Source organism: Candidatus Omnitrophota bacterium (assembly GCA_041648975.1).
Taxonomy (GTDB): Bacteria; Omnitrophota; Gorgyraeia; order 2-01-FULL-45-10; family 2-01-FULL-45-10; genus JAQUSE01.
Map to the genome: position 1 here is coordinate 1 of JBAZNZ010000015.1, position 18,299 is coordinate 18,299.

Here is an 18,299-nt window from a genome sequence, read left to right on the forward strand (position 1 = left end):
GACTCGGCCTTCGGTCTCGCTCGAAAAAGAATGTGAAATATTTTCAATGTGCTCATCATAACGTCGGCTTAGGTTTTATCTGCCCCCTCAGCAAAATTTCTTCGCCCTGTTATGGCGACGACGGCAACCGGCCACGTGGGTTGAGCCGTAAATTTTGATAACGTCTCGTTAATACCCAAAGCACTTAAGCGCCATAGTTACCATAAGAACGAGATAACAGAAATAGCACGGATAAAACTAAAGCACCCTTGAGATCAAAATTAGGCGAGGCCCACTGGCCGGTTAGCCCCATCGGCGCCAGGGCAAAGCGAAAAATTTTACGCCCTCTCTATCTCCTTGATAAATTCCAGGCTCTTTAGCCGGCGCTCTATGTGATAATCGAGGAATTTCCGGAGCATCGACTCGAGTTCCTTACCGACCTCCGCGGCGACCTTTACCCTCGCCACCCTCTCAAACGGAGAACTTCTTATATATTCGATGAACCTGGCTGTCCCGGGCAGGAAAGGCTTTGCCTCTTTATCAGAGTCGTAGCAATTCTTGCATATCAGGCCGCCGTGGCGAAAACTGAACCTTGCGTCCGCGATCACTTTCTGTCCGCAGTTAGCGCATATCTCCAGCGTAGGCATCAAACCGAGGATATGGAGCAATTTTATCTCGAAGATCCTCGCAACGCGTTTTGCGCTCGACTCCCCGGACAGCAGCTTCAGGCTGTTCAGTAAAAGGGCGAATACGTCAGGATTCTTGTCCCCTACCGACGTAACGGAATCGAGCAACTCTACTATATAGCCGGCGTAAGAGAGCCTCTCCAATGACTCCCGCACCGGACTAAAAAATTCCAACAGATCGCACTGGGATATGGTAAATATCTCACTGCGCTTACGCTCGTAAAAGACTACCTCGTCGTGAGCGAATATCTCAAAACTGCCGCCTCCGCATTGCGCGCGTGAACCTCTTACTCCGCGCACTATCCCCTTTATCTTTCCGAAATCCCTGGTATAGAATGTAAGTATGAGGCTGGTTTCCCTTAGATCCTGGCTGCGCAGTAGAATGCCTTCGGATTTTTGGATGGACATTGGATTTATCTTAACAACTGAAACACAAGGGTTGTGAGCAGGACTCCCACGATCCCGCCCGCTAAGACTTCCCACACCGTATGTACCGCATCTTTGACCCTGTGGCGCGCTATAAGGAAGGCCATAAGGAACGTCAGGACAAGGACTATGGAGTTATTGGTCAGGAATGTTATGACAGTCCAAATGGAAAAAGCCACTGCTGAATGGCCTGACGGCATTCCGCCCCTTAAAGGCGTACCCCTGTGAAATATCATTTTTCCTATAATGCTGACGCCAAAGACAAGGATGAGGGATATAAAAGTAATATGCCATGGCGATTGTCTTACCTTTGCCATCGCCTCTTCTATGTTGAACGGTATTCTCCTGGAAAAAAGTATATACCCGACAATAACCGCATTGATGGATGTGATCAGGACAACGCCCGCCCCTACATCCTTTATTATCCTCGCCATCGGATGGAATTCGCTCTTTACCATATCCACTATAAGCTCTATAGCAGTATTGACCATCTCGCTTGCCAACACTAGAGTTATGGTAATGCACATGATAAGTATTTCGAGATAAGAGAAATTCAGGAAAGCCCCGAGCAGGATAAGAAATAAAGCGGCCAAAAAGTGGATACGCATATTGCGTTCCGACTTCAACACGTAGATGAACCCCTCTACCGCGGCATTAAAACTTTCGACAAATCTTCTTTCTTCCGGATAAATTTTAATATGCTGGATTCCTTTCTTGACATCCTGGCCTTATCGGACGTCGTCTCATCATCATAGCCGAAGAGATGAAGGACGCCGTGAATCACGTATAGTGTTACTTCTTCCGCAACATCGGTTCCGAAAACAATGGAATTTTCCGCGGCCCTGTCAACCGATATAAATATCTCGCCGAAAAACAAGCGATAACCGAACTCGAGCCTCTCAATCCTGAAACTCAATACGTCTGTCGGCCGGGGCCGGTTCTTATATTTTTTATTCAGCGAACTTATCGCTCTATTGTCCAGGAAAACAATCTCTAACTCAGCCGCTCCGATTTTCTTTATATATCTTAAAACATGCGATACTATTTTTTTTATCGCGGCACAATTTAATTCGTACCGCCTGTTCAGGTTTACTATTTTAACTGTCTTGACTCTCAAATCTTGGCCCTTGGCCCTGCGACGCATTGAGCTCCGTTATTTCACTCTTTCATACGCATTTATTATATCCCGCGCAATTTTTAACCGGCTATTTAACTTCTTCTTCGGTCACCGTCACTTCGCTTCGTATCGTCGCGATAGTCTCCCGTCTCACCGGCGCGCTCTCTTTAACATATCCGCGCGGGGCGTCATTCCCCGTTTCTGACCCGACTCTGGGTTCGATGATCGATTTCTTGCTATCCAGCACAACCTTTCCGTCTTTTCCCTCCAGGAGATCAACGTCCATAGTGATCCAGGGGCGTTTCAGGTTGCTCCTGTCCTTAGCCGGCGGCGGATTGCCTAGCAGATATCCTCTATTCCCGGCATCTACTACTTGATCGACCCTCGGCGTCTCCGTAATATAAGGCTTGCTCATCGCCTCGCATCCGGTAAGAGTTATTGCGACACATGCAATCAGTACTAATAAACTTAAATTCCTCATGCACCCTCCTTATGATAGTTGTAAGTTTTAAGTTATAAGTTGTAAGTAAAAAATTCTTAGTTTACCGCAAACTTACAGCTTACAGCTTACACCTTATAACTTACGGCTTTTTGATTTTTATCCCCAACTCATTCAACTGTTTATCATCAACGGACGACGGCGCGCTCGTCATGGGGCATATAGCTTTCTGCGTCTTCGGGAAAGCTATGACGTCCCTGATAGATTCGCATCCGATAAAGAACGTCATGAGCCTGTCGAGCCCGAACGCTACCCCTCCGTGCGGAGGGGCGCCGTACCTGAAAGCGTCCAGCAAAAAGCCGAACCTTAGCCGTGCCTCTTCATCGCTGATACCGATCGTCTTAAATATAAGCTCCTGCATATTTTTCTGATGTATCCTTATGCTGCCGGAGCCTATCTCAGTGCCGTTTATGACCAGATCGTAAGACCGCGACCTTACCTTGTCCAGTGACTCGCTTTTTTCCAGGAACGACAGATCCTCGGGATGGACGGAAGTAAAAGGATGGTGCTCCGACTCCCACCTCTTCTCCTCTTCGTTATATTTAAATAACGGAAAATCGGTCACCCACAGGAAGTCAAACCTCTTCTCGTCGATGAGCTTAAGCCTTTTACCGAGAAGTTTGCGCAAAGCCGCCATAGAATCATAGGCCACTCTCTCTTTGTCCGCTACTATGAATATCATATCGCCGTCTTCCGCGGCCAATACATCCTTTATTGCGGATAGTTCTTCTTTGGAGAAGAACTTGTCTATCTGCGAACTTAAAGCGCCTTTTTCGACCTTGAAATTAGCGAGCCCTTTGGCGCCGTACTCTTTCACGAACTCTATCAGTTCATCGACCTGGCTGCGCGAATACGCCCCGCAAGTCTTCGCGTTTATCGCGATTATCCTGCCCTTCTTTTCGAGGACGCCCTGGAATATCTTGAATTTGCATCCCTTCACTATATCTGTTATCTCTTTAAGCTCAAGCCCAAACCGGGTATCCGGTTTGTCGCATCCGAATCGTGACATCGACTCGGCGTACTTCAAGCGCGGGAACGGCGTCTTCAGGTCCACGCCTACGGCGCCTTTGAATATCTTCTTCATTAGCCCTTCGGAGAGCTCGAATATATCATCTTCGGTCACAAACGACATCTCGATATCGAATTGGGTAAATTCCGGCTGCCTGTCGGCCCGTAAATCCTCATCCCTGAAACATTTCGCTATCTGGAAATACCTGTCGAACGCGGAGACCATCAATATCTGTTTAAATAATTGCGGCGATTGCGGGAGAGCGTAGAACATGCCCTGGTTAACCCTTGACGGGACCAGATAATCCCTCGCCCCTTCGGGGGTCGACTTTGTGAGGATCGGGGTCTCGACCTCGACGAAATTCCTCTCATCGAAATAGTCCCTGGCAAGCTTGCAGACTTTATGCCTTAAACGCAGGCTTTTCTGCATCGCGTTCCGGCGCAGGTCGAGATACCTGTATTTTAACCTGGCCTCTTCGGTGACCGCAATATTGTCCGTTATCTCGAACGGCGGCGTAGCCGCTGTATTCAGCACCTCCAGGGCGTTTGCCCGCACTTCCACCAGGCCGGTAGATATCTTTTTGTTCTGAGTGCCGTCGGGCCTCTTCTCAACAACACCCTCGACCTTGAATACGAATTCGGGGCGAAGGCCTTCCGCCTGCTTATGGACAACGGCTTCAAGCTGGGGATTGAAGACGACCTGGGTAATACCGTATCCGTCCCTGATATCTATGAAGATGATATTCCCGTGATCCCTCCGGCTGCCGACCCAGCCGCACAACTTCACTGTCTTACCTACATCCTTATCCGTCAGTTCACCGCAAGTATGTGTCCTCAGCATAATCTCTTCCTTATCTCATCAAGGACAGTTCCCCTTTCGACAGAGGACTGCTCTTTGCTGTTCATATCTCTCATTGTCACCTTGCCCTGCTTCAACTCGTCATCACCCATTATCAATACAAAGCGCGCGTTGTTCTTATCAGCCGCTCTCATCTGCGATTTCAATGAAGACTCCTTAGAATCGACGAGCACTATCACATTCATCTTGTCGCGGCCGTTCAGCGCGTCTCTTATCTCTTCCGACAACCTGAGACCCTCTATCTTAGCGTCGCTTCCAAGCGTAGCTACATAAACAACGCTGTTTTTCGAACTTATCTCTTTTTTATTACCCAGCGCCATTATCAGACGCTCCATCCCGATTGCGTACCCGACGGCGGGCGCGTCCGGGCCGCCCATCTCTTTTACGAGGTTATCGTACCTGCCTCCGGCTGCCAGGGCATCCTGGGCGCCTAAACCGTGATGAGTTATTTCGAACACAGTGCCTGTATAATAATCAAGCCCTCTGACGAGGTTCTTCGCCTCTTTAAAATCTACATTAAGCGACCTTAGGCTCTTCTTTACGGTATCGAAATGCGCCCTGCACGTATCGCATAAACTGGCCGTTATGTCCGGCGCGCCCCCCAATACTTCTATGCAGGACTCCTGTTTGCAGTCCAGGATCCTCAGGACATTATTCTGGGCCCTCTCCTTGCAATCCGCGCATAACCGCGCTTTTTCGCCCTTCAAATAAGAGGCCAATTTTTCCGAATACGCGGATTTGTCTTTTTTACATCCAAGGCTGTTCAGCTTTATGACAAAACCTTCCAGGTCGAATTTCCTGAGCATCTTGTCCAGCTGCATTATGACTTCTGAATCGGCAAACGGCGACACTGACCCTATCATCTCGACGCCTATCTGGTGGAACTGGCGCGAGCGCCCTTTTTGCGGCCTCTCGCTCCTGAACATCGGTCCGATATAATAGAGCCTGCCTTCCGGCAGGTTAGCGTCGAGCGAGTGTTCGATATAAGCCCTGACTATAGGAGCGGTTCCTTCGGGCCTCAAGCTGAGTGACCTGAGCTTTCTATCCTCAAAGGTGAACATCTCTTTCTTTACTATATCTGTGGTCTCGCCTATACTCCGCGTAAAAACAGTGGTCTCCTCCAGGATCGGGGTCCTTATCTCCCTGAACCCGTGGCTTTCGAGTTCTATACGGGCTATGCGCTCCAACTCCTGCCAGATCCCGATATCCTGAGGAAGGATATCCTCCATGCCCTTTACAGCCTTGTACGCCATCGGCGCCTCGTTCATTTGACTTTCTTCTTCATTATCATACCGGACTTGAATGAGACCACTTTTCTCTCGGGAACGGAGACAGCGGCTCCCGTCCTGGGATTTCTCGCCATCTTCGGCTTACGGCTCTTTACCTTGAAGACGCCAAAGTTACGCAACTCTACTGTCTTGCCCGCTGCCAGGGCTTGTATGACATGGTCGAGCGTCTTCTGCACGACCTGCTTGACATCCACCTGTTTCAAGGCCGTCTCTTCGGCGATCTTCAGGACTATATCTTTCTTTGTCATGTTCGGCTTCCTCCGTGTAATTTTATTCCGCCATCCTTACCTTCTCTCGAGCACCCTCTTGAAAAACACCCCTACAGGATTAAAGTCCTCCAGCCTTCTCTTCTTGTTTTTAAGCCTTTCGAGTATATTATTTAAAAATATGTATGAATCCTTCCAGTCATCTTCCAGCTTTTTTAAATTTTTCTCAGCCATGAAACGGACTCCTTCCATGGAAAGTATATCGTTGACAGGATCCGTCAGGCGGCCGTGCGGCACATATTTGAACTCAAGGGAACTTTTCAACTCGTCATACTTCAACCCTATCATAGCCTTTGTCTGGAGAAATGTCTCCTCGTCGTCTTTTGCTATCCTCTCCCTGGCTATTGTGCCGGAGTAGATGGAGTGGAATTTTGTCCAGAACTCCAGAAAACTCTTTACGGTCTTTATGTCGCATTCCGTCTTTTTGTCTATCATAAGCCCTGCCCAAGAATGTATAACATTTTAACCTGCAATGGGTTATGGTATCATTGCCGGGTAACGAAGTCAAGATTATATTAGATCCTGTTTATGTCCTGAAGCTCACCGCATCCCTGCCGAAGACCTTCTCTATATCCCTCACAAGCCCTTCATGCGGCTCTACGGAGAGCGTCCTGTTTATCGACACAAGCGTCCTTTTGCCGTCCGGTTTTTTAAAATTCAGATACACCGGAACCTTCCCGGGATATCTTGAAAGCACCCTTTTTAATTTATCGAGCGTGGTCGTCTCGAGCCCGGGCGTAACCAGATCTATAACGACCGTCTTCGTATATCTCATCTTGACCGATTCCAGAGCCGATATCTCGTTCGAGACTATCTTGGGTTCGTCCTCGCGCAGGTTAAGCCGCCCTTTCACAAATACTATGGCGTCCTGCTTGACGAGATTGGCCGCTTTCGAGAAAGTGCTCGGGAAGACAAGAACCTCTACGTCACCATCCAGGTCTTCCAGGGTCACGATAGCCATCTTTTCGCTGGTCTTCCTCGTAACCGTAAATTTCACCTTGCTTATTATCCCGCCGACCAGCACCTCATCCCCATCCCTGCGTCCCCTGAGCTCTGTCGTCGCGCATGTCGAATAAGTGCGCAGTATTTTTTCAAAGCGCGCCAACGGATGGTTCGTCACATAAAATCCCAGCATCTCTTTTTCGTACGCGAGCAACTGGTTCTCCGGCCACTCGGGTATGTTCGGTATCTCCTGATATGTCTTTTTGAAGTTCTCCTCATCCTCGAACTTATCGAAGAAAGAGAGCTGGCCATTCGACCTGTCTTTCTGTATGCCGCCGGCGACCTCAAGCGCCTTGTCGATCATAGCGGATAGCTGCGAACGGTAAAGGCCGAGCGAATCGAGCGCGCCGCATTTTATCAGGCTCTCGATGACTTTCCTGTTAACGAGCCTCAGGTCCACTCTTTCCGTAAACTCGTAAATGGATTTGAACTTGCCGCCCTTATCCCTTACGCCTATAATGGACTCTATCGCCCCCTGCCCGACATTTTTTACCGCGAGCAGACCGAACCGTATAGAGTCCCCGATTAATGTAAAATTTGCGTAACTCTCGTTCACATCCGGCGGAAGTATCTTAAGCCCCATCCTTTGAGATTCGCTTATATAGACAGCTATCTTATCCAGGTTGTCTTTTTCACTTGTGAGAAGCGCTGTCATGAATTCACCCGGATAGTTCGCCTTCAGGTACGAGGTCTGGTAGCTTATCATGGCATATGCCGCGCTGTGCGATTTATTAAAACCGTATCCGGCAAAATATTCTATCTGATCGAATATCCGGTCGGCCGTCCTCCTGTCGATCCTGTTCTTTAAACAGCCGTTCACGAAATGCGTCCTGACCTCGACCATCACTTCAGGAGTCTTTTTGGCCATAGCGCGTCTTAAGTTGTCGGCCTGAGCCAGGGTAAAACCGGCAAGGCTCGACGCTATCCTCATGGCCTGTTCCTGGAATAGTATTACCCCGTAAGTCTCTTTCAGTATCGGTTCCAGCAATTGATGGTCATAGCGCATCTTTACTTCGCCGTGTTTCCTCTTCATGAAGTCGTCAAGCATCCCGGAACCTATGGGGCCGGGCCTGAATAGCGCCAGGAGCGCGATCAGGTCTTCGAACTTTTCGGGTTTAAGTTTTTTAAGCAGATCCCTCATGCCGGAACTTTCCAGCTGGAAGACGCCGACGGATTCCGCATTGGTCAATAACTTATAGGTCTTTTTGTCTTCTGTGGGGACGTTGTCCAGATCGAGATCAATGCCTTTAGTGCGCTTGATTATCTTCTTAGCCTCGCTAATTACCGTCAGCGTCCTGAGGCCCAGCATGTCCATCTTAAGCATGCCTATCTTCTCAAGGGACGACATGGAATAGCCTGTTGTGATCTGTCCGTCCTGTATCTTATACAAAGGAACGTGGTTAACGAGAGGTTCCTCGCTTATAACGATCCCGGCAGCATGGGTCGAGGCATGTCTTGTGAGCCCCTCAAGGACTAGTGAAGTCTCTATTAGCTGCGCTATCTTCGAATCCATTTTATAAAGATTGCGGAGTTCCGGCTCCTGCTCCAGGGCGTGGGTAAGGGTCATGTTTAGGTCATTAGGGATGAGCTTGGCTATCTTGTCCACATCCGCATAGGGCATTCCCATGGCGCGCCCGGTATCTCTCACCACGGCCTTAGCCATCATAGTTCCGAACGTTATTATCTGCGCGACATTGTCCTTGGAATATTTTTTAACGACGTAATCTATGACTTCATTCCGCCTCTCGTAGCAGAAATCTATGTCGATATCGGGCATACTTACTCTTTCGGGGTTCAGGAACCTTTCGAAAAGAAGATCATACCTGAGAGGATCTATGCTGGTTATACCCAGGGCGTAGCTGACGACGCTTCCCGCCGCGCTTCCGCGGCCGGGACCCACGGGGATATGGTTCTCTTTGGCGTAGTGGACAAAGTCCCACGCTATCAGGAAATAGCTTGTATAACCGAGCTTCTCTATTATCTTCAACTCATGCTGGACGCGGTCGAGGACCGTCTTGTCGTCATCGGGATAACGCTTCTTCAAACCCTGGTCAACAAGTTCCCTGAGATATCCTTCCTTGGTCTTCCCTTCGGGTACCTTATAATTAGGAAGATGCGTCTTCTTGAAATCGAGCTCAAGATTGCATTTCTCGGCTATAGCTACCGTATTCTTAAGCGCTTCGGGCGCGGCGTCGCCGAACTTTCTCGCCATCTCATCCCGCGACTTGAAATAAAACTCTTCTGTCTGGAGGCGCATCCTGTTCGGATCGTCGAGAGTGGTCTGGGTCTGTATGCAGAGGAGCGCTTCGTGGGCCTTTGCGTGGTCCTTTTCTACATAATGGACATCGTTCGTAGCTACGAGTCCTATCCCCGTCTCCCTGGATAGCTTTATCAGTTCAGCATTGACGGTATCCTGTTCCGGGATCAGGTTGTCCTGTATCTCGAGATAAAAATTATCCTTGCCGAACATATCTTTGTATTCATCGATCGTCTTCCGCGCCTGGTCCAACTGATTTGTATAGATGAGGTGGGGTATCTCGCCCTTGAGGCAAGCCGACAGGCATATCAGCCCGTCTTTATGTTTGGCAAGCACCTCTTTGTCGATCCTCGGCCGGTAATAGAATCCCTCAAGGAATCCTATTGAGACGAGCTTCATGAGATTTCTGTATCCCGTTTCATTCTTAGCAAGCAGGACAAGGTGAAAAGATGCGTCGCTGATGCCGCGGCTCGATTTCTCGAACCTGGAATCGGGGGCGATATAGACCTCGCTGCCGATTATCGGTTTTACGCCGTTCTTCATGCATAGGTCATAGAATTCGATAGCGCCGAACATGTTGCCGTGGTCTGTCATGGCGCAGGCCGGCATCCTGTGTTCCTTGACCTTGTTCATGAGGGGTTCAAGAAGGCATGCGCCGTCAAGAAGGCTGTATTGGGTATGCACGTGAAGATGGACAAAATCGGAGTGTGTCATTTATAAGCTATAAGTTATAAGCCATAAGCTGTAAGTTTTTGCTTAAAGCTTACGGCTTAAAGCTTACGACTTACAACTTACAACTAAAATATTTTTCGCATTACTTCCCCATTCCAACCCGCTGAGCGGCCTGGAAGACTTTTCCTTCTGTCTGGATGGCCGGCGCAATGATGATCTCTGTCTTTTGCATCTGGCTTATGTCTTTCGCGCCGACGTTCCCCATAGATGTCTGCAAAGCGCCCATAAGGTTCTGCGAACCATCGTCAACCTTGGCCGGGCCGAACAATATCTCTTCGAGAGTGCCTGTAACGCCCACCCTTATCCTGGTGCCCCTCGGAAGGTTTGAGTGAGGCGTCGCCATCCCCCAATGATAACCCCTGCCCGGAGCTTCTTTAGATCTCGCGAACGCGCTGCCCACCATTACCGCGTCAGCGCCGCACGCGAAGGCCTTACATATATCGCCGCCCGTAGACATGCCGCCGTCCGTAATGATCGGCACATATTTTTTTGTCTTCTTGTAATAATCGTTCCTCGCCGCGGCGCAATCTATTGTGGCCGTAACTTGTGGAACACCTATGCCTAAAACACCCCTTGTCGTGCATGCCGCGCCCGGACCTATGCCGACCAGGAGGCCGCTTGCGCCGGTATCCATCAATTCAAGCGCAACTTCGTATGTCACGCAGTTCCCGATAATCACCGGTATCTTCATGGACTTGCAGAACTTATGGAAATCGAGGGCTTTATATTTCCTGGCTATATGCTTTACCGTAGTGACCGTGGACTGCACGATAAAAATATCCGCTCCTGCTTTCTCGGCTATCTTTCCGAATGCTTCAGCGCGCTGAGGGATAGAACTTACTACGGCCGGCACCTTGGCCTTTTTTATCTCCGCTATCCTTTTGAATACGAGATCCTCTTTTATGGGCTCTTCGTATATACCCTGGACAAGTCTCGTGGCTTCTTCGGGGGAGGCATGGGCGATCTTATCCAGGACCTCATTCGGATTTTCATAACGAGTCTGGACGCCCTCCAGGTTGAGAACGGCTATGCCGCCCAGCTTACCCATTGCTATAGCGAACTTTACATCCACCACGCCGTCCATAGCGGCAGCAAGGATAGGGACGTCATACTTCTTCCCGTCTATCTTCCAGGAAGCGTCTACCTCTTCAGGATTTATCGTTGCCCTTCCGGGAACGAGAGCGATCTCATCGAATCCGTAACAACGTCTTGCCTTTCTGCCTACCCCGATATAAAACTGTGCCATATAGAATATCTCCTAATTGTTAATATAATAGAATATTATGATATATAAATAATCGCGTTTTGTCAATTAAAACATTGGCTGTATAATAAGAATGGCCCCGAACTTCTTCGGGGCCATTCTCACTTAAAACTTACAGCTTATGGCTTACAGCTTTTTAATACATCCCTCCCATACCCCCCGGAGGCATCCCGCCCGGCATTCCCGCCGGCGCCTTCTCTTCTTCGGGAATATCGGTGACTATCGTTTCGGTCGTGATCATGAGCGCAGCTATGCTGGCCGCGTTCTGCAGAGCCGAACGGGTAACCTTCTTAGGATCGATCACACCGGCCGCTATCATATCGGTGTATACGTCCTTATCCGCGTCATAACCCTCGTTCGTCTTCATATCCTTCACCTTGTTTACGACCACTGAGCCTTCCTGGCCCGCGTTATTCGCTATCGTCCTGATCGGTTCCTCAAGCGCCCTCCTGATAATATCGACGCCTATCTGCTCGTCACCCGACAGTTTGAGCTTCGCGAGGCCATCGACACAACGCAATAGCGCTACGCCGCCGCCCGGGACTATACCCTCTTCGACAGCGGCTCTCGTCGCATGAAGAGCATCTTCCACTCTCGCCTTCTTCTCTTTCATCTCGGTCTCGGTCGCCGCTCCGACATTTATCACGGCCACTCCGCCGGCAAGCTTTGCGAGCCTCTCCTGTAGCTTCTCTTTGTCGTAATCGGAATCGGTGTCCTCGATCTGTTTGCGTATCTGCGCGATACGGGCCTGCAGGTCCGCAGACTTACCGGAACCTTCCACTATAGTTGTGTTGTCCTTATCGATCCTGACCCTTTTTGCCCGGCCGAGGTCTTCTATCTTCACGTTCTCGAGCTTTATTCCGAGGTCTTCGGTAATCGCCTTACCACCGGTGAGTATCGCGATATCTTCGAGCATCGCTTTTCTCCTGTCGCCGTATCCGGGGGCTTTTACGGCCGCCGTCTGCAAAGTGCCGCGGATCTTATTCACGACGAGCGTCGCGAGGACTTCTCCTTCAGTCTCTTCCGATATTATCAGAAGCGGCTTTCCGGCTCTCGCCACCTTTTCCAATAGAGGAAGGATATCTTTCATACTCGATATCTTCTTCTCGTGGATCAATATATAAGGATCGTCAAGGGAACATTCCATTTTTTCCGCGTCGGTCACAAAATAAGGAGAGAGATATCCCTGATCGAATTCCATACCCTCGACCAGTTCCAACTCTGTCTTTGATGCCTTACCTTCTTCTACCGTGATTACGCCGTCTTTGCCGACTTTTGTCATCGCCTCGGCGATCTGGTTGCCTATATCCTGGTCGTTATTCGCCGCGATCGATGCGACCTGCAGTATCTCTTTCTTGTCTTTCGGATTGACCGGCTTGGCGAGCTTCTTCAGGTCCTCAACAACCCGCTCGACAGCCTTCTCGATGCCGCGTTTCAGCGCCATCGGGTTCGCGCCGGCAGTGACGTTCTTCATGCCTTCCCTGAATATCGACTCGGCCAGGACTGTCGCCGTGGTCGTTCCGTCGCCGGCATTGTCAGAGGTCTTTGAAGCTACCTCTTTTACCAGCTCCGCGCCCATATTCTCATACGGATCCTTCAATTCGATCTCTTTCGCTACCGTCACGCCGTCTTTCGTTATAGTCGGCGCGCCGAACTTCTTGTCCAGAACTACGTTCCTTCCCTTAGGGCCAAGAGTGACCTTGACCGCCTTTGCCAGCTGCTCAACGCCTCTCAGGATCGCCCTGCGCGCTTCCTCGCTGTATAACAATTGTTTCGCCATTTTTAATCTCCTTTTTTACGCTTTGCGATTAAGCGATTACCCAAAGTCGTCTGACTTTAGTTATTAAGCAATTGGGTTTCTTTTTACTTAATCGCTTAATAACTTAATCACTTAACAATAGCCAGAATATCGTCCTCTTTAAGGATCAGGTATTCCTTGCTGTCGATTGTTATCTCGGTCCCGGTGTATTTCCCGAATAGGACCTTGTCGCCCACCTTCACTTCAGGCGGTATAGTCTTGCCTTCATCGGAGACCTTCCCTTTTCCCACAAACATCACTTCCGCTTCCTGCGGCTTCTCCTTGGCCGTATCCGGAAGGACTATCCCACCCTTCGTCACATCTTTGGCTTCTAAGACCTTTACAACGATCCTGTCCGCCAACGGCTGAATCTTCATACTCACACCTCCTCTGAAAATTTTGATAAAATTTTTACCCACAACTCTATTTAGCACTCACTCCAATAGAGTGCTAACAACGTGTATTATACAAAATCGGCGGATTTTGTCAACAGAAAAGTAAAAATTCTTTTATATAAAATATTTTGTGTCTGTTGATTTTTAGCAGCTTTACCGGCAGGTGCTCCTTCGGCTAATTTTGCCATCAAGAGTGTTTATGTAAGAGATGATTAAATGTGTCGTTGTTGCCCTTATGGTAACTATGGCGCCTATTATCTTGGGTAGTAGTTATTATCTTGGCAAAATTTAACGCCTCAAGAGCAACCTGCCGGTAGCTGCCTCGTGGCACAAAATATTTTACTTTGGCGAACGAGCTGGAAAATTTTACTGGGAAAGGCAGATAAAAACCTAAGCCGAAGTTATGATGAGCACATTGTCCCGCCTAGAGTAATACTAGAGACGGGACAGTGCTCACATAACTAGGCTTAGGTTTAATCGATGGAACGGCTGCGGAAATTTCAGTGCCACTGCCTGTCTGACCATGATTCATCATGCAGTCTGTCAAGTTCCTGCTGCATCTCAGCGAGTTTCCGATCCTGACGTATTTTTTTCCTGTCGGTGTATATACGCTGGAGATCCCCTTTGAATTCCCGGGCCTCAACCCACCGCTTGTCTGTGTCATGCCAATAATACTCAACCTTGCCAGTCGACCTGTTTATAAGGACAGGAACCTCATAGTCTCCAACCGGCACGTATTCTTCATTATAAGCCCCTTTGTCAGGCGCATGCGGGCCATCTTCCTGCCCGCCCGCAGTATTTACACTGAACGCACCGGTGATCAATATCGATATAATAGTCAGGCCGATACGCCCGTTCATGCGCACCTGGCCAGGCTTTTATATATCAAAAACAGCCCTCTTAGCGTAAGGTCCTCGTCCACGATGTTTATAGATTTAGCGTATCTTTTTACGAGCCCGGCGTTGCCTCCGGTCGCTATGACCTTTGCGCCTTTACCCAATATCTTCCGGTATTGCGAGACAAGGCCGTCGCACATCGCCCCAAACCCGAAAAGTATACCGCCGCGCATGCTATTGATCGTATCCTTACCTATTATATTGGAGACAGCCTTAAGTTCTACCTTCGGAAGGAGGGCCGTTCTATCATACAGGCTCTTTAGAGACATCTTTATGCCGGGCAATATAAGCCCTCCCAGATACTCGCCTTTTCCGGATACGATATCGAATGTTATCGCTGTGCCGAAGTCCACTATAACGCACGGGGCGCCGTATAACTTGTTTGCCGCAAAAGCGTTGACCAGCCTGTCCTGGCCCACCTCGCTCTTTACCTTGTATAAATTCTTTATAGGAACATCTACGTCTTTTCCCGTTATCCGTATAATTCGGCCGGGAGTCTTATTTAGATAGTAGACAAGCCGCGACAGAGCGAGCGGAACTACACTCGATATTATCACCTCGGTCACTTCGTGCGCCGTTACGCCGCACGACCCGAAAAATTGTTTAAAGAGCCTGTCGTATGAAGAGTATGCGGCTGTCGGGATCTTGCACTTTTCGGATAGGTGCTTGCAGCAAAACAGCCCCGCCGTAATATTCGTATTCCCTATATCGATCGTTAATATATTCTTCATGATCCAGCGTTCAATTTACCTTATTAATGTCACGTCCCCGGAAGAGACCCTTTCAAAAACCCCGGAATCGAGCCTGACGATGAGGGAGCCGTTCTCATCTATATCATGGGTAAGACCTTCGAAGGTCCTGTTCTGCAGGACCACTTTAACCCTTACTCCAAGCATCGATGACAGGCGTTTCCATTCCTCTATTATCGCCTTAAAACCTTCTCTCTTCAGGACCGCGTAATCTCTTTCCAGATATTCCAGTATCGCCTTTGCTATCTCCAGCCTGGCCAGGTCACCCGGCCTCCTGCCTTCCCGGCGCAATTCCGCCTTAAGGCTGGAAGCGCCTTTGGGAAGAGAGCGATCCGGCGTGTTCACATTTATGCCTATCCCCAAAACAAGAAAATCCACCTTATCCTGTTCCGCTTTCATCTCCGTAAGTATCCCGCATACCTTCCTGCCGTTCACCATTATGTCATTCGGCCATTTTATCATCGCGGCAAGGCCGGTCACCTCTCTGACCGCTCTTGCGACGGCCACTGCCGCGAGAAGCGTTATTCTGGGTATCTCGTTAGGAGCCATAACCGGCCGCAATATGCACGACAGATATACACCGCCGCGCGGCGGGGACGCCCAGTTCCTGCCGTGCCTGCCCTTGCCCTTCGCTTGCTCCTCCGCCAGTATCACGCACCCTTCCTTCATCCCTTTTTCAGCCAGCTCATACGCGATATCGTTCGTCGAATCGACCTTATTGTAGGATATGACCTCTTTGCCGAGGATTTTCGTATTCAATTTCCATTTTATCTCGCCGGGAATAAGCCTGTCGGGAACGCTTATGAGGCGATATCCCAGATGCGGGGAAGCCTCTATATCATACCCTTCATCCCTGAGTTTTTCTATGTGTTTCCAGATAGCCGCCCTGGAGATATCCGCAAGCTTGCAAAGCTCGTCGCTGGAAACATGCGTCTGGGTATTATTGCGCAATACATTCAGTATCTTCTCGTCCAGCATCATCCGTGTCCCAATCTATATTTATCTTTTAATTCCTTTATCTGGTCCCGCAGAACCGCCGCGCGCTCGAAATGCAGGTTCCTCGCGGCCACCTCCATATCATGTTGGAGTTCGCCTATCAGAGCAAGGACGTCATACTCTTCCGGTGTCTCCTCTACAACGGCGGCGATCACTTCCCGCGCCTTCTTATACGATTCTATACCTTCCCTTACGGCTTTGTCTATGGAACGCGGCGTTATGTTGTTCTCTTTGTTAAACTCCATCTGTATCTTGCGCCGCCTGTCAGACTCACCGATCGCCTTCTTCATCGACTTCGTGACCGTATCGGCATACATTATCACACGGCCATTGATATGCCTTGCCGCGCGGCCGGCTACTTGTATAAGGCTCGTGCCGCTGCGCAGGAAACCTTCCTTGTCCGCATCCAGTATGGCTACTAAGGACACCTCGGGCAGGTCCAACCCTTCCCTGAGAAGATTTATCCCGACAAGACAATCGAATTTATTCATCCTCAGGTCTCTTAATATCTCCACCCTCTCGATCGCGTCTATGTCGGAATGCAGATACTTTACCCTTAACTTAAAGTCGCTTAAATATCTCGTGAGCTCTTCAGCCAGCCGTTTGGTCAGGGTCGTGACAAGAATACGCTCTTTCTTCTTTGCCCTATCCCTGATCTCTTTCATAAGGTCATCCACCTGGTTCTTTGTGGGCCTTACCTCTATAGGAGGATCGATGAGGCCCGTAGGTCTTATGATCTGTTCGACAACGTTCTTCCCCGATAACCCCAGCTCATAATCGTCGGGCGTTGCGGAAACGAATATAGCGCGGCTTATGAACTTCTCGAACTCCTCAAATTTGAGCGGCCTGTTGTCGAGAGCGGACGGCAGCCTGAAACCGTATTCAACCAGCGTCTCCTTCCTCGCCCTATCGCCGTTATACATTCCCCTGACCTGCGGAATGGTGACATGCGATTCGTCTATGAAGATGAGCAGGTCTTTCGGAAAGTAATCGAGAAGACAATAAGGCCTGTGCCCGGCGCTCCTCCCGGACAGGTGCCTTGAATAGTTTTCTATCCCGCTGCAATAACCTATCTCCCTCATCATCTCGATATCATAATTCGTCCTCGATTCGAGCCTCTGCGCCTCCAGGAGTTTGTTCTGGTCGCGCAGCTCTTTCAGGCGCCCTTCGAGTTCTGTCTCTATTGAGACTATAGCCTTCTCTATCCTGTCGGGAGTAGTCACAAAATGCTTGGCCGGGTAAATACCTATTTTGCGCACACTTGTAATGACATTGCCTGTAAGTGGATTTATCTCATAAATATGGTCTATCTTATCTGCGGACTGTTCGATCCTGTAGGCCGTATTCATGTAAGCCGGGAAGACCTCGACCGTATCGCCTCTCGCCCTGAACGTCGACCTCTTGAGGTCGTAATCGTTCCTGCCATAATGAATCGATACGAGCTTCTTAAGTATCTGGTCGCGCGAAAGTTCTTCGCCTTCCTGCAGGAATACGAGCATCTGGCCGTATTCCTCCGGCGAGCCGAGGCCGTATATGCAGGATACGCTCGCTACAATAATGCAGTCTTCACGCGACATGAGAGAGCTCGTGGCCGACAGCCTCAGCCTGTCGATGTCCTCATTGATCGAAGAATCTTTTTCTATGTAAATGTCCGTATGCGGGATATAAGCTTCGGGCTGGTAATAATCGTAATAGCTGACAAAATACTCCACGGCATTTTCGGGAAAGAACTCCTTGAATTCACCGTAGAGCTGGGCCGCAAGCGTCTTGTTGTGGGATATCACCAGGGTCGGGCGGCCTATATTGGCTATGACGTTGGCCATGGTAAATGTTTTCCCGGATCCGGTGACCCCGAGAAGCGTCTGGAAGCGTTCCCCCTTATTCAGCGCGCCGGTAAGTTTATCTATCGCCTGCGGCTGGTCGCCCTCGGGCTTAAAACTTGATACAAGCCTAAATTTTGCCATTAATAACACCACTTTGTGTAATGTTAATTGTGTAATGCCTGCCTGCCGGCAGGCAGGTGTAATGCGGGTGTAATGGATTATTGTGTAAAGGAAGAGAATTTTCCATTACACATAGTT

The 18,299-nt window shown here is 49.4% G+C and carries 16 protein-coding genes; all 16 read right to left on the minus strand.

What is annotated here, in order from left to right; translation table 11 throughout:
• Window positions 1-317 precede the first annotated feature (317 nt).
• Window positions 318-1,073 carry a DNA repair protein RecO gene (recO, locus tag WC592_05510; protein ID MFA4981910.1) on the minus strand — a complete coding sequence of 252 codons (756 nt, stop codon included), beginning with the start codon at window positions 1,071-1,073 and terminating at the stop codon, window positions 318-320.
• A 5-nt stretch (window positions 1,074-1,078) separates the two neighbouring features.
• The gene (locus WC592_05515) at window positions 1,079-1,720 is read right to left on the minus strand and encodes a diacylglycerol kinase (protein ID MFA4981911.1); all 642 of its coding nucleotides are present in this window, start codon (window positions 1,718-1,720) and stop codon (window positions 1,079-1,081) included.
• A 14-nt stretch (window positions 1,721-1,734) separates the two neighbouring features.
• Window positions 1,735-2,208 carry an rRNA maturation RNase YbeY gene (ybeY, locus tag WC592_05520; GenBank protein ID MFA4981912.1) on the minus strand — a complete coding sequence of 158 codons (474 nt, stop codon included), beginning with the start codon at window positions 2,206-2,208 and terminating at the stop codon, window positions 1,735-1,737.
• Window positions 2,209-2,296: 88 nt separating this feature from the next.
• On the minus strand, window positions 2,297-2,689 hold the full coding sequence (locus WC592_05525; GenBank protein ID MFA4981913.1) for a hypothetical protein: 393 nt from the start codon (window positions 2,687-2,689) through the stop codon (window positions 2,297-2,299).
• 100 nt (window positions 2,690-2,789) lie between these two features.
• A complete protein-coding gene (gene aspS, locus WC592_05530) occupies window positions 2,790-4,556 on the minus strand; it encodes an aspartate--tRNA ligase (protein MFA4981914.1) in 1,767 nt (588 codons plus the stop codon).
• Window positions 4,550-5,842, minus strand: coding sequence for a histidine--tRNA ligase (hisS, locus tag WC592_05535; protein MFA4981915.1), 1,293 nt, complete (start codon window positions 5,840-5,842; stop codon window positions 4,550-4,552). Before hisS ends, aspS begins: the two co-directional genes overlap by 7 nt.
• Window positions 5,839-6,111: an HU family DNA-binding protein gene (locus tag WC592_05540; protein ID MFA4981916.1), complete on the minus strand. Its 273-nt coding sequence runs from the start codon at window positions 6,109-6,111 to the stop codon at window positions 5,839-5,841. Before WC592_05540 ends, hisS begins: the two co-directional genes overlap by 4 nt.
• Before the next feature lie 36 nt (window positions 6,112-6,147).
• On the minus strand, window positions 6,148-6,564 hold the full coding sequence (locus WC592_05545) for a hypothetical protein (protein ID MFA4981917.1): 417 nt from the start codon (window positions 6,562-6,564) through the stop codon (window positions 6,148-6,150).
• A 91-nt stretch (window positions 6,565-6,655) separates the two neighbouring features.
• Entirely contained in the window at window positions 6,656-10,102 is a 3,447-nt protein-coding gene (locus WC592_05550; protein MFA4981918.1) for a DNA polymerase III subunit alpha, read from the minus strand.
• Between the two features lie 100 nt (window positions 10,103-10,202).
• A complete protein-coding gene (locus tag WC592_05555) occupies window positions 10,203-11,366 on the minus strand; it encodes a GuaB3 family IMP dehydrogenase-related protein (GenBank protein ID MFA4981919.1) in 1,164 nt (387 codons plus the stop codon).
• Between the two features lie 154 nt (window positions 11,367-11,520).
• Window positions 11,521-13,164 carry a chaperonin GroEL gene (gene groL, locus WC592_05560; GenBank protein ID MFA4981920.1) on the minus strand — a complete coding sequence of 548 codons (1,644 nt, stop codon included), beginning with the start codon at window positions 13,162-13,164 and terminating at the stop codon, window positions 11,521-11,523.
• A 107-nt stretch (window positions 13,165-13,271) separates the two neighbouring features.
• Window positions 13,272-13,559 carry a co-chaperone GroES gene (groES, locus tag WC592_05565; GenBank protein MFA4981921.1) on the minus strand — a complete coding sequence of 96 codons (288 nt, stop codon included), beginning with the start codon at window positions 13,557-13,559 and terminating at the stop codon, window positions 13,272-13,274.
• A gap of 518 nt (window positions 13,560-14,077) precedes the next feature.
• A complete protein-coding gene (locus WC592_05570; protein ID MFA4981922.1) occupies window positions 14,078-14,437 on the minus strand; it encodes a hypothetical protein in 360 nt (119 codons plus the stop codon).
• Window positions 14,434-15,204 carry a type III pantothenate kinase gene (locus WC592_05575; protein MFA4981923.1) on the minus strand — a complete coding sequence of 257 codons (771 nt, stop codon included), beginning with the start codon at window positions 15,202-15,204 and terminating at the stop codon, window positions 14,434-14,436. Before WC592_05575 ends, WC592_05570 begins: the two co-directional genes overlap by 4 nt.
• Before the next feature lie 15 nt (window positions 15,205-15,219).
• Complete coding sequence (locus WC592_05580; protein MFA4981924.1) at window positions 15,220-16,203, minus strand: biotin--[acetyl-CoA-carboxylase] ligase; 984 nt, start codon at window positions 16,201-16,203, stop codon at window positions 15,220-15,222.
• Window positions 16,200-18,182 (minus strand): excinuclease ABC subunit UvrB, encoded by a 1,983-nt coding sequence (gene uvrB, locus WC592_05585; protein MFA4981925.1) that lies wholly within the window; start codon window positions 18,180-18,182, stop codon window positions 16,200-16,202. Before uvrB ends, WC592_05580 begins: the two co-directional genes overlap by 4 nt.
• Window positions 18,183-18,299 lie beyond the last annotated feature (117 nt).